Below are 12,791 nucleotides of genomic sequence, written 5' to 3' on the forward strand. Positions count from 1 at the left end.
GATGCGCACGTCGATGGCGACGGTGTCGATCAGCGGCGAGTTTCCTGAAAAGCTGGCAGCGATTGCCCGTGCTGGCTTTGACGGCGTCGAGATCTTCGAGAATGACTTTCTGACCTATGATGCCTCGCCACGCGAGGTGGCAAAGATCGTGCGCGACTACGGTCTGAACATCACGCTTTTCCAGCCGTTTCGAGATTTCGAAGGCATGCCGGAGCCTCACCGCAGCCGCGCCTTCGAGCGGGCGGAGCGTAAGTTCGAGATCATGCAAGAGCTTGGCACTGATCTTATGCTGATTTGCTCGAATGTATCGCCGATCTCGCTTGGCGGGATAGACCGGGCAGCAGCTGATTTCCACGAACTCGGGGAGATGGCCGCTCGGCATGGTGTGCGTGTCGGTTATGAAGCGCTTGCCTGGGGACGCCACATCAACGACCATCGCGACGCATGGGAAATCGTGCGGCGGACCGATCACCCGAATGTCGGCATCATCCTGGACAGTTTCCACACCTTGTCCCGCAAGATCGATCCCAATTCGATCCGCTCCATTCCCGGCGACAAGATCTTCATCGTGCAGCTTGCCGATGCGCCACTCTTCGACATGGACCTCCTCTACTGGAGCCGCCATTTCCGCAACATGCCGGGCGAGGGCGATCTGCCTGTCGTCGATTTCATGCGTGCTGTGGCAGCCACCGGCTATAACGGCCCGCTCTCCCTCGAAATCTTCAACGACCAGTTCCGTGGCGGATCGGCGCGCGCCTTGGCCGAGGATGGGCATCGTTCACTCGTCAATCTTATGGACCGCGTCCGCCGCCGTGAGCCCGATATCCGCCTCTCCATGCCGGCCATGCCGGACCGGGTCGAGGCAAAAGGGGTGGAGTTCGTCGAGTTCACCTCGGCGCCCGAGGAACAGCAGACCCTCATCGATCTTCTGCAAACTCTGGGCTTCCGACGCGCCGCCCGGCACCGCAACCGCGCTGTCGATCTCTACATGCAGGGCGATATCCGCATCCTGATCAATACGGATGAGAGTGGCGATAGCTTTGCTGGCGCTTCCTATGCCGTACATGGCACTAATGCCTATGCATTTGGCCTCAAGGTCGATAATGCCGAGCAAGCGCTTACCCGTGCTAGCGCACTCGGCGCGCCTGTCTTTTCCGAGCCGCGGAAGCCCGGCGAGGTCGCGGTGCCCGGCATTCAGGGCGTCGGCAACGGCGTCATCTACTTCCTCGATGATCATGCCCCGCTCGCCGGAATCTGGGAGAGCGAGTTCGAGCCATTGGTCGATGGAGCAGAATTGCCCACTGCGCATCTGACCCGTATCGATCATCTTGCCCAGACAACCCATTACGACGAGATGCTGACGTGGCTTTTATTCTACACGTCGATCTTTTCGACCCGCCGCACACCGATGGTCGACGTCGTCGATCCGGGCGGACTGGTGCGAAGCCAGGCGGTCGAAAGCGAGCCGCGACCGCTTTTCCGCCTGACCATGAACGGCGCGGAGAACCGTAAGACCTTTGCGGGCAAGTTCCTTGCCGAAGGCTTCGGCACCAGTATCCAACATATTGCATTTGCCAGTGACGACATCTTTGCGACTGCCGAGGCCCTGAAGTCCACAGGCTTCCAGGCGCTGCCGATCTCGCGAAACTACTATGACGATCTCGAGGCGCGCTTCGGTCTTGAGCCGGATTTTTCCGATGCGCTCCGTGCCGCCAGCATCCTTTACGACCGCGACGAAAGCGGGGAGTATTTCCAGATCTATAGCCGCACTTTCGGCGAAGGGTTCTTCTTCGAAATCATCGAGCGACGCGGCGCCTATAACGGATATGGCGCCATGAACGCGCCGTTCCGCATTGCCGCCCAGCGTCGGCTACTGCGACCGGAGGGCCTACCGAAGCTATAGTCGTTTCTTGTTGCAAACACACAGACACCGCGGTGCCAGCGGTGACGCGGATCGTGGTGTATCGCACCGGAGTTGGTAGAGAACGGCATTGCAGCTTGGAACGATGCTTTGACATCGCAGTGCTATCGAGGATGCTGTGCGGCAAATGCCAATGAGGAGCACATCTCTTGCGAGATCACACTCCTCATCGAGGCAAGATATTTATTGATTGCTAAGGACGCCAACCTCTACGCGGCAAGGTTTGCGATCCGATCAAGCCTGGCCCAGGCGTCTTGACATCTCCTCCCGTGTCTTCCCGCTACGGTGCAGGATGAGGATCACGGTGGTAGTGCCGCAGATGGCCGCGATGGGCAGCAGCGTGTAGAGAAGTTGCTGCGGACCCATGCCGCTTGCCAGGAGCCAACCAGCGACGAGAGGCCCGACGATCGAGCCAAGCCGACCGACCGAAACGGCAAGGCCGACACCAGTACCGCGCACTTCACTCGGATAGCATTGTGGGGCGATACCATAGAGCAGCGCCTGCACGCCGATGACCGTCGCGCCGACAAAAGTGCCAGCCGCCAGCGCCGCCGCGACATTGCCCGCGGGCAACATGGCAAGAGACGTGATCGCCAGCATCAGCCCGATAAAGCAGAGTGCTGCGGAAAAGGCAGGTCTGTTGCCGTCCAGCAGCCGCCCGCCGAGGATCGCACCGGCTGCGCCGCCGATATTGAAAACGATCTGCACTGTCGACGCCGTTTCACGGGCAAAGCCAAGTGAAACGAGTATCTGCGGCAGCCAGTTAAGAAGCAGATAGACGACGATGAGGCCGAAGAAGAAGGCGGCCCAGAGCAGCAGCGTCTGTGGCAGTGCGCCTGGCGCCATCAGCACGTCGCGACGACGCGCAGGTACCTTGGCATCGCGTGTCACGCGGAACGGTCCCATCATGAGTTGGAGCGGCAGGACCAACAGCAACGGCAAGATGCCGCCCACCAGGAATATCGAGCCCCAGTCGTCATGCAGGCCAAGTAGGGCGATGAGGCTGGCGAGTGCGCCACCAAGCGGCACGCCTGCATACATGATCGCGACTGCCCTGCCGCGCCGCTCGGGCGCAACGGATTCAGCGGCAATGGCGATGAGATTAGGCAGCGCGCCGCCAAGGCCGACGCCGGTCAGAAACCGCATCGCAACCAAATGCTCGAACGTATCGGAGAAAGCCGTGCCGATCGAAAACAGGCCGAAGACGACCAGCGACAGGGCAAGGCCGTTGCGCCGTCCAAAGCGATCGGCGATCACTCCCCCGCACAGCGCGCCGAGCACCAATCCGAAGGTTGCCGATGAGAGGAAAACGCCCAGCTGTGACGGTGAAAGCCCAAAGGCGGAAACAAGTTTCGGCACGGCAACACCCGCGGCCTGAAGGTCGAAGCCTTCGATAATCGCGGCGAGAAACACAAGCACGAGCGCGCGCGTTCCCGTCCCCGCATGAACATGCGTGGCATTCGTCATGATATTCTCCTCCCAAAGGCCGCCTCAGCGGCAATCATGCTTTCATTCGGCCTGCGTCTGACGCTGCCTCAGCGATATCTCCCGCAGTCCTCCCAAGCCCGTCCTCTGCGAGTAAGGGCTCGTTCCCTTTAAAGCCGCCGCTCTAAGGCGATGGCTAAAACTGTAACCGTGCTTTCCGCCCGTTCGGATGGCGTCACGCGCCCTTCCAGATGCGCGACAATAATTGGCGCAGCACTTCGCGTTCTCTTGGCGTCAGCGCACTGAATGTACGTTCCTCCTGCGCCATGACACGCGCGCGCCATTCGGCGACGGCCTCAGCACCTGTTTCACTCAAGTGCAGATGCTGAATGCGCTGGTCCTCATCATCGGCGAGACGTTCGATCCATCCCTGGGTGTCGAAATGCGCAAGGATTGGTGCGAGATTGGCCCGCTGCAGCCGCGCCTGCCGGCCGATCTCAGCGGCGGTGATACCTGGGGCCTCATCGATCAGGCACAGCACCGTGAAAGGAATGGGCTTGATCTCGTCGCCCAGCGCCTCGGCAAAACCCGCCAGATCGAGGATCGAGGCTCGACGCAGATGGTAACCGAGAAGGTCGTCCATAACAGGCGCTCTCACCGCTTCAATGTCCCGCACCTTCGCTTTCACGCTTCGCCCTTTTTAAAATTCGTAAAAATTGCCTCTTGTCAGTTTCATATCGCTATGGGATATAGCAGTAAATCGCTATTTCACATAGCAATGTTTAAGGTCGGGAGCCTTGAACGCTCCAGGGAGGAGACACCATGACATCGACATCTAACCTGTTTCGACGCATGAATCCGATCAGCGGCGAGGTAGCTAGCGAAGCGCCGGCGCAAACGCCTGATGAGGCCCGCGCTGCAGTCGATGCGGCCGCGCGCGCTATGCCGGCCTGGGCAGCCCAGGGGCCGAATGCGCGCCGCGCTGCGCTTTTGAAAGCTGCCGATGCCGTGAGTGCAAAGGGCGACGCCTTTGTGGCGGCGATGATGGCTGAGATCGGTGCGACCGAGGCCTGGGCGCGCTTCAACGTCATGCTTGCCGCATCGATGCTGCGCGAGGCCGCCTCCCTCACCACTCAAGTTGCCGGCGAAGTTATACCCTCCGACAAGCCGGGCTGCCTTGCCATGGCTATCCGTGAACCGGCAGGTGTCGTGCTCGGCATCGCACCCTGGAATGCGCCGGTCATCCTTGGTGTGCGTGCGCTGGCAACTCCGCTTGCTTGCGGCAATGCCGTGGTGTTTAAGGCAAGTGAACTGTGCCCGAAAACCCATGGCCTGATCGTCGAGGCCCTGGCGGAGGCCGGATTGCCGGACGGGCTTGTTCAGCTTGTTACCAATGCGCCGAAGGATGCCGCGGAGGTGGTTGGAGCGCTTATCGATCATCCGGCTATCCGACGTGTGAATTTCACCGGCTCTACCGCCGTCGGACGCATCGTCGCGATGCGAGCGGCACAAAATCTCAAGCCCTGTGTTCTGGAACTCGGCGGCAAGGCGCCTCTTGTGGTGCTGGACGATGCGGATCTCGACGAGACCGTGAAAGCAGCAGCCTTTGGATCTTTCTTCAATCAGGGCCAGATCTGCATGTCGACGGAACGGATTATCGTCGTCGATGCGGTGGCTGACGCCTTCCTTGAAAAATTTGCCGCCAAGGTGCGGACGCTCACCGCTGGCGATCCGCGCCGGGGTGCGGCACCGCTGGGCGCGGTTGTGGATATCAAAACCGCCGAGAAGCTGAAGGGGCTGATCGACGACGCCGTTGCCAAGGGCGCAAAGGTGATTGCGGCGGGCGAGTCGGACGGCGTACTCGTTCCCGCCCATATCGTTGCGGATGTGACAGCGCAAATGCGCCTCTATTCCGAGGAGAGCTTCGGGCCTGTCGTCGCGGTCATCCGGGCGAAGGACGAGGCGGACGCCATCCGCATTGCCAATGACAGCGAATACGGCCTGTCGGCTGCCGTCTTTACCGGAGATGCGGCCCGCGGCCTGAAGGTCGCCCGACAGATTCGCTCTGGGATTTGCCATGTCAACGGCCCGACAGTGCATGATGAAGCGCAGATGCCCTTCGGCGGCGTCGGGGCTTCGGGCTACGGACGCTTTGGCGGCAAGGCGGGCATTGCGGAATTTACCGAGCTTCGCTGGATCACGGTCGAGACCGAAGCCGGACGCTTCCCGATCTGATTTCATGTCGAGCCTTTCTCGCCACTAAATCATTCAAAAGGAACCAATTTTATGACCGACAATAGCAGCAAGACGGACGTCGTCGCCGTCGAGATAGGGGACGGCATTGCCTGGGTCCGTTTCAACCGCCCGGAAAAGCGCAATGCGATGAGCCCCGAGCTGAACCGCCGGATGATGGAGGTGCTGGACGAGCTGGAATTCCGCGAGGATGTCGGTGTTCTTGTTCTCAGCGGCGAAGGCACAGCCTGGACGGCTGGCATGGATCTCAAGGAATATTTCCGCGAAACCGAGGCCAAGGGTCTTGCTGGCGTGCGCCAGAGCCAGCGCGAGAGCTATGGCTGGTGGCGTCGTCTACGCTGGTACCAGAAGCCGACCATTGCCATGGTCAATGGCTGGTGCTTCGGTGGCGGTTACGGTCCGCTCTTCGCCTGCGATCTGGCCTTTGCGGCGGATGAGGCCAAGTTTGGGCTTTCCGAGATCAACTGGGGCATTTTGCCGGGCGGTGGCGCAACCAAGGTAGCGGTAGAGCTGATGCCCTTCCGCCAGGCCATGTATCACGCCATGCTGGGTGAGCCTATCGACGGTCAGAAGGCCGCTTCCTGGGGCCTCGTCAACGAAAGCCTGCCGCTTGCCTCTCTGAAGGGCCGGGTGACCGAGGTTGCCAAGGTGTTGCTGGCCAAGAACCCGGTCGCGCTTAAGGCCACCAAGGATGCGGTGCGCCGCGTCGGCGTCATGACCTATGACGACGCTGAAGATTATCTCGTGCGCGCCCAGGAGGCCGCCAACTCCTACGACAATGAAGGTCGCAAGGAAGGCATCCGCCAGTTCATCGACGAGAAGACATACAAGCCGGGCCTCGGCTCTTACGACAAGAGCAAAACCCACAGCTGATAGCGGTTTTACTGGGAGGAGGACCAACATCATGCACAACTGGCTAGCCCCCGATCCGGTGGGCCTGCATGCGCAGGCGCGCCCAGAAAAACTCGCCCTTGTCGATCTGGCGTCCGGGAGGCGCTGGACCTATCGGGGCCTCGACCGGGCGATCGAGCAGGCAAGAGCCGCAATCGACGCGCTCGGCCTCGGGCCAGGTGACAGGCTCGCGTCGATTGCACGCAACTGCGCCGATCTTGTGATTGCGCAGCAGGCCTGTCTGCGATCTGGCCTTATCTTCACGCCACTGAACTGGCGGCTCGCGGCTGCCGAGATCGATGCTATTCTCATCGACTGTACCCCCGCGCTGATCCTGGTCGACGGATCGTCGGCAGGTTTCACGGTGCCGGATGGCGCAAGACTGCTTGATATCGCAGCGTTTACCGCGCGTTGCGTAAGTGCGGCGGCAGGCGAACGAGGCTCTCCGCATGATGCCAACCGGCCTTGCGTCCTTCTCTACACTTCCGGAACGTCCGGGGTGCCGAAGGGCGTCATTCTAACCCCCCAGACACTGTTCTTCACCGGGGTTAATTTCGGCGTGCTAGGGCAGGTGACATCTCAGTCTGTCTTTCTTGCAGAATCGCCCTTCTTCCATGTCATTGGCCTTGTGACCTCGGTCTGGCCACCACTGGTTCAGGGCGGCACGGTGCTCGTTTCATCCGGCTTCGATCCGGTTGTGACCAATGCCCGGCTTGCAGACCGCGCTCTCGGCATCACCCATTATTTCTGCGTTCCGCAGATGGCCACCGCATTGAAGGACGCTGATGGCTTCCAGCCGGAGAATTGGTCGCTTGCCGCACTTTTCACCGGCGGCGCTCCGAACCCGCCCGCCAATATCCGCTGGTGGCTCGAGCGCGGCGTTGCCATGGTGGACGGCTATGGCATGACCGAGGCCGGAACGATCCTTGGCATGCCGCTCGATCCGGCGCTGATCTCTGCTCATGCCGGCGCCGTCGGTCAAGCGGGGCCTGCCACTGCCATTCGGATAATCGATGGCGATGACCGGGACGTGCCGGATGGAACCGCTGGCGAGATTATCGTCAAAGGTCCGCACGTCACGCCCGGCTACTGGAACAAACCGGAGGAGCACGAGACCGCCTTCACCCCGGACGGCTGGCTACGCACCGGCGACATTGGACTTCGTGACTCCGATGGTTTCGTAACCATCGTCGATCGCCGCAAGGACATGTTCATTTCGGGCGGTGAGAACGTCTATCCGGTCGAGATCGAGAGCGTTCTTGCCGAACACCCCGCCGTTCTTCAGGTGGCTGTCGTCGGTGTGCCCGACCCACGCTGGGGCGAGACGGGCCATGCCTTCGTCATCCTGTCGCCGGGACACGAAGACGCCGAGGGCGAGCTTCGTGCCCATTGCGAGGCGCGGCTTGCCCGCTTCAAGGTGCCAAAGCACTTCCGGATCGTCACGGAACTTCCCCGGACCAGCACGGGTAAAATCCGCAAGAATAAGCTCCGGGAGAGCCTTTTCGCCTGAGCGTCCCATAAATCCGCATCGAGCAGCGCCGCCAAATGGCGCAGCCAGTTAGGAGACAACCATGCGCACACAAGTCGCTATCGTCGGAGCCGGCCCCGCCGGACTTATCCTTGCCCACCTCCTCCACGCCTCCGGTGTCGAGACAGTGGTGATTGAGCGGCAGACCCGCGCCTATGTCGAGGGGCGGGTGCGAGCGGGGGTTCTGGAACAAGGGACGGTAGACTGCCTGTCCCGCCTCGGGCTTGATCAGCGCTTGCGCGAGGAAGGACTGCGCCATTCCGGCACGCATCTATCCGCCGATGGCGATGATTTCCGTATCGATCTCGAACAAGCCTCGGGCGGTGCCTGCGTCACGGTTTATGGCCAGCAGGAGGTAACGCGCGACCTTTTCGAGGCTGCGGAGGCGCGGGGCCTGAACATCCTCTTCCAAGCAAGCGATGTCGCTCTCCACGACATAGACACCGAGAAGCCTTTCGTGACCTGCAGCACGCCGTCCGGCGAGGTCCGGGTTGATTGCGATTTCGTGGTTGGCTGCGACGGGTTCCATGGCGTCAGTCGTCAAGCGATCCCCAGCCACGTGCTGCGCACATTCGAGCGGGTCTATTCTTTTGGCTGGCTCGGCATTCTCACCGAGCGCCCGCCTGTTAGCGAGGAACTTGTCTATGCCAGTCACGAGCGTGGCTTTGCGCTTGCCTCTATGCGCTCCATGACACGCAGCCGCTATTACATTCAATGCGACATGAGTGAGCGGCTGGAAGACTGGCCGGACGAGCGCATCTGGGATGAGTTGGCTGTGCGTCTCGGACCCAATCTCGGCGCAAGGCTTCAGCGCGGACCTTCCTTCGAAAAGAGCATCGCGCCGCTACGCAGCTTTGTCGCCGAACCAATGCGTTATGGCCGATTGTTCCTGGCGGGAGACGCTGCCCATATCGTGCCACCGACCGGGGCAAAGGGCCTCAATCTCGCAGTCTCTGACGTGACCATGCTGGGCGAGGCGCTGGCGGAGTTCTACAGCGAGCGCTCGGCTGCGGGCATCGATGCCTACTCGGCGCGGGCACTGGGGCGCGTCTGGAAGGCTGAGCGTTTTTCCTGGTGGTTCACCACCCTTACGCATCGTTTCCCCGAAACGGGGGCTTTCGAGCGGCGGATGCAGGTGGCCGAACTCAGCTATCTGCGAAGCTCACCGCGGGCACAGGCGAGTTTTGCCGAAAACTACGTCGGTTTGCCTTTGGAAGGAACGAAGGCGCGCTTAGACGAGAAGCCCTTTTAACTCCATCTGCACCGCAGTGAGCGTAGGCAGATAGCGCTCGACCAACTCCTGCATGGACCCCGCGGAGGCGGCGACACCGACATTGAGGGCCGCGACCGTCTTACCTCGCACGTTCCTCAGCGGCACGGCCAGCGAACGCAGGCCGACCTCGACCTCCTGATCGATTATTGCATAACCACGGGCCGCGGTCTCTTCGATCTCCGCCAGAAGGGCATCGATATCAGTCAGTGTCATCGGTGTGCGGGCGGTGATCGCCGAGCGTTCCAGTAGGACGCGACGATCTTCTACTGTGAGAGAAGACAGAAGGACGCGGCCCATGGAGGTGCAATAGGCGGGTAGCCGGGATCCGGGCATCAGCGCAATCGACATGACACGACGCTGGGCGGCACGTGCGACATAGACGATCTCGGTGTCGTCAAGGATCGACACGGATGTGCTTTGTCCGATGTCTTCCGACATTTGATCGAGAAAGGGTTGCACGATGCGAGGCAGGGGCATTGTGGCAAGACAAGCTGTACCGAGGCGCAGCACTTTTGGTGTGACCGTGAAGAATTTTCCGTCATAGGCGGCGTAGCCAAGTTCGGCCAGCGTCAAAAGGCAGCGTCTTGCTGTCGCGCGATCAAGCTCGGCGATGTCTGCTGCTTCGGAAATCGACAATCTCGGTCGCTCGGCGCTGAAAGCTTCGATGATGCTCAGCCCCTTGGCGAGCCCGCCCATCATATCGCGTTCCTTCACAGTCATATGTCACCCTTTCAATGATGTGCGATAATCGAACAAATATCATATATCGCACAAATGGACTTGATGTCGAGCCGCGTTGGGATTTACCTGAGCCTCAGGCGGAAAAGACAAGGCTGCTGGAGGAAATGATATGGATAAGAGGATCGACAGCCTGGCGAATGCCGTGGCTGACATCGACGACGGCGCAACAATCATGATCGGGGGTTTTGGCGGCTCCGGCGCGCCGATCGAACTCATTCATGCCCTGATCGATCGCTTCAAGGCGACAGGCAAACCGTCGGGGCTCACGGTCATCAACAACAATGCCGGGAATGGTCGTATCGGTATCGCGGCGATGATCGATGCGGGCATGGTCAGCAAGATGATCTGCTCCTTCCCCCGCTCATCCGATCCCCGCGCCTTTACGGATCGCTATCTCGCCGGCGAAATCGAGCTGGAACTGGTGCCACAGGGCACGCTTGCCGAGCGCATTCGCGCTGGCGGTGCAGGCATTCCGGCCTTCTATACGCCGACAGGTTTCGGTACCGAACTTGCCGACGGCAAGGTGATTGCCGAGTTCGATGGTCGCAGCTATGTGCAGGAGCGCTGGTTGAAGGCCGATATAGCCTTGGTCAAGGGGCATCTCGGCGACACGCATGGCAATCTCACCTACCGGCTGGCCGGGCGCAATTTCAACCCGCTGATGTGCATGGCGGCCAAAAAGACTGTCGCGCAGGTGTCGAAGATCGTGACACCCGGAGAGATCGATCCAGAGCAGGTGATCACACCGGGCATCTTCGTCGATGGGGTCGTGGAGGTGAATAATCCTCAGCAGGAAGAAGAACTGATCCGAGCAGGAGTGGCCTACGCATGAGCGACGCAACCAGCATCGACGTCCGCGACGATATCAAGCTTTCCAATGCGCAGATCGCCTGGCGCGCCGCGCAAGATATTGCCGATGGTGCCTATGTAAACCTTGGCATCGGCTTTCCGGAAATGGTCGCAAAGTTCCAGCCGAAGGGCCGCGAGGCGATTTTTCACACCGAGAATGGAGTCCTGAACTTCGGTGAAGCGCCGCCCGCTGGTGAGGAAGACTGGGACCTCATCAATGCCGGAAAGAAGGCGATCACCCTGAAACCCGGCGCGGCCTTCTTCCATCACGCCGACAGCTTCGCCATGGTGCGCGGCGGCCATTTGGATGTGGCGATTCTCGGGGCTTATCAGGTTGCGGAGAATGGCGATCTTGCCAATTGGCGTGTCGGCTCCAAGGGCGTGCCTGCCGTGGGCGGAGCGATGGACCTTGTCCATGGTGCAAAACAGGTGGTGGTCATCACCGAGCACGTCACCAAGGATGGCAAACCGAAGCTGGTCGAGCGCTGCACGTTTCCTCTCACCGGCGTCGGCTGCATCACCCGTATCTACACCAGCCATGCCGTTATCGACATTGTGAATGGCAAATTCGTTCTCCGGGAGAAGCTTGCCACCATGACCATGGAAGAGCTTCAGGCCATGACGGGTGCGAAGCTCCATATCGATGGTCAGGTCGCCGACCTTGTGGTCCCGGACCTGTAAGGAAAAAATCATGACCGAAGCCTTTATCTGCGCCTATCTCCGCACGCCCATCGGCCGTTTCGGCGGATCCCTATCATCGGTCCGCGCTGACGATCTCGGTGCAGTGCCGCTCACAGCATTGATGGCGCAATATCCGACTGTCGATTTCGAGGCTGTCGATGACGTCATCTATGGCTGCGCCAACCAAGCGGGCGAAGATAACCGCAACGTCGCGCGCATGTCGTTGCTGCTGGCAGGTCTGCCGGTTTCTGTCACGGGTACCACGATCAACCGCCTGTGCGGTTCCGGCATGGATGCCGTCATTACCGCCGCTCGGGCGATAAAGTCGGGCGAGGCCGAATTGATGATCGCAGGCGGCGTGGAATCGATGAGCCGCGCGCCCTTCGTTCTACCAAAGGCGGATTGTGCCTTCTCGCGTAATGCGGAAATCTATGACACCACCATCGGCTGGCGCTTCGTCAACCCGCTGATGAAGACGCAATATGGCGTCGATTCGATGCCGGAAACCGGCGATAATGTCGCCATCGACTTCAATATCTCGCGCGAAGATCAGGATGCCTTTGCCGTGCGAAGCCAGGCAAAGGCTGCCGAAGCGCAGGCCAATGGCCGCCTGGCAAAAGAAATCACGCCGGTCAGCATGCCACAGAGGAAAGGCGATCCTATCCTTGTCGATCGCGATGAGCATCCACGTACGACATCGATCGATGCGCTCGCCAAGCTGAAGCCCGTCAACAAAATCGAGGGCGCGACGGTGACAGCCGGCAATGCCTCTGGCGTCAATGACGGCGCGGCAGCACTCATCATCGCCTCGGAAGCCGCCGCCAGAAAGCACGGACTGACACCTATAGCCCGCATTCTGGGTGGCGCAACGGCAGGCGTTCCTCCGCGCATCATGGGTTTCGGCCCGGCTCCGGCATCGAAGAAGCTACTCGCCCGGCTTGGCCTTTCGCAAGAGCAGATCGACGTCATTGAACTCAACGAAGCCTTCGCCTCCCAAGGCCTGGCGACGCTGCGTGATCTCGGCATCGCCGATGACGATCCGCGCGTCAACATCAACGGCGGAGCAATCGCTCTCGGACACCCTCTCGGCATGTCCGGTGCCCGCATTGCCGGCACGGCGGCGCTTCAATTGGGCTTGTCCGGAGCGCGTTACGCGCTTTCCACCATGTGTATCGGCGTCGGGCAGGGCATCGCAATTGCTCTTGAGCGGGTTTGACGTCGATGACAAA

General features: G+C 60.6%; 11 protein-coding genes. 8 read left to right on the plus strand and 3 right to left on the minus strand.

Annotation, left to right across the window (positions count from 1 at the left end):
* Position 1 precedes the first annotated feature (1 nt).
* Positions 2–1,903 (plus strand): bifunctional sugar phosphate isomerase/epimerase/4-hydroxyphenylpyruvate dioxygenase family protein, encoded by a 1,902-nt coding sequence (locus QZ862_RS19115; RefSeq protein ID WP_296101445.1) that lies wholly within the window; start codon positions 2–4, stop codon positions 1,901–1,903.
* A 252-nt stretch (positions 1,904–2,155) separates the two neighbouring features.
* On the opposite strand, the gene mhpT is transcribed toward QZ862_RS19115, so the two are convergent.
* Both mhpT and QZ862_RS19125 read right to left on the minus strand, forming a co-directional pair.
* Complete coding sequence (gene mhpT, locus QZ862_RS19120; RefSeq protein WP_296101386.1) at positions 2,156–3,388, minus strand: 3-(3-hydroxy-phenyl)propionate transporter MhpT; 1,233 nt, start codon at positions 3,386–3,388, stop codon at positions 2,156–2,158.
* A 193-nt stretch (positions 3,389–3,581) separates the two neighbouring features.
* Positions 3,582–4,034, minus strand: coding sequence for a MarR family transcriptional regulator (locus QZ862_RS19125; RefSeq protein ID WP_296101387.1), 453 nt, complete (start codon positions 4,032–4,034; stop codon positions 3,582–3,584).
* A 134-nt stretch (positions 4,035–4,168) separates the two neighbouring features.
* Between QZ862_RS19125 and QZ862_RS19130 the strand changes: the two genes are divergently transcribed.
* The 4 genes from QZ862_RS19130 to pobA all read left to right on the plus strand — a co-directional run bounded on the left by QZ862_RS19130 (position 4,169) and on the right by pobA (position 9,270).
* Positions 4,169–5,581 carry an aldehyde dehydrogenase gene (locus tag QZ862_RS19130; RefSeq protein WP_296101388.1) on the plus strand — a complete coding sequence of 471 codons (1,413 nt, stop codon included), beginning with the start codon at positions 4,169–4,171 and terminating at the stop codon, positions 5,579–5,581.
* 51 nt (positions 5,582–5,632) lie between these two features.
* On the plus strand, positions 5,633–6,472 hold the full coding sequence (locus QZ862_RS19135) for a p-hydroxycinnamoyl CoA hydratase/lyase (protein ID WP_296038623.1): 840 nt from the start codon (positions 5,633–5,635) through the stop codon (positions 6,470–6,472).
* Between the two features lie 31 nt (positions 6,473–6,503).
* Entirely contained in the window at positions 6,504–8,000 is a 1,497-nt protein-coding gene (locus tag QZ862_RS19140) for an AMP-binding protein (protein ID WP_296101389.1), read from the plus strand.
* A gap of 61 nt (positions 8,001–8,061) precedes the next feature.
* Complete coding sequence (gene pobA / locus QZ862_RS19145; RefSeq protein ID WP_296101390.1) at positions 8,062–9,270, plus strand: 4-hydroxybenzoate 3-monooxygenase; 1,209 nt, start codon at positions 8,062–8,064, stop codon at positions 9,268–9,270.
* On the opposite strand, the gene QZ862_RS19150 is transcribed toward pobA, so the two are convergent.
* A complete protein-coding gene (locus QZ862_RS19150) occupies positions 9,250–10,011 on the minus strand; it encodes an IclR family transcriptional regulator C-terminal domain-containing protein (RefSeq protein ID WP_296101391.1) in 762 nt (253 codons plus the stop codon). The two genes, pobA and QZ862_RS19150, sit on opposite strands and share 21 nt — an antisense overlap.
* Positions 10,012–10,141: 130 nt before the next feature.
* On the opposite strand from QZ862_RS19150, the gene QZ862_RS19155 reads away from it, so the two are divergent.
* Genes QZ862_RS19155 through pcaF form a run of 3 tightly spaced genes read left to right on the plus strand, consistent with a single transcriptional unit; the run spans position 10,142 to position 12,778 of the window.
* Positions 10,142–10,864 (plus strand): 3-oxoacid CoA-transferase subunit A, encoded by a 723-nt coding sequence (locus QZ862_RS19155; RefSeq protein ID WP_296101392.1) that lies wholly within the window; start codon positions 10,142–10,144, stop codon positions 10,862–10,864.
* Positions 10,861–11,562, plus strand: a complete 702-nt coding sequence (locus tag QZ862_RS19160) for a 3-oxoacid CoA-transferase subunit B (RefSeq protein ID WP_296078572.1) — start codon at positions 10,861–10,863, stop codon at positions 11,560–11,562. Before QZ862_RS19155 ends, QZ862_RS19160 begins: the two co-directional genes overlap by 4 nt.
* Before the next feature lie 10 nt (positions 11,563–11,572).
* Positions 11,573–12,778 carry a 3-oxoadipyl-CoA thiolase gene (gene pcaF / locus QZ862_RS19165; protein WP_296101394.1) on the plus strand — a complete coding sequence of 402 codons (1,206 nt, stop codon included), beginning with the start codon at positions 11,573–11,575 and terminating at the stop codon, positions 12,776–12,778.
* Positions 12,779–12,791: the final 13 nt, after the last annotated feature.

The sequence above is a fragment of the uncultured Agrobacterium sp. genome, from assembly GCA_913777615.1.
Lineage (GTDB): Bacteria > Pseudomonadota > Alphaproteobacteria > Rhizobiales > Rhizobiaceae > Agrobacterium.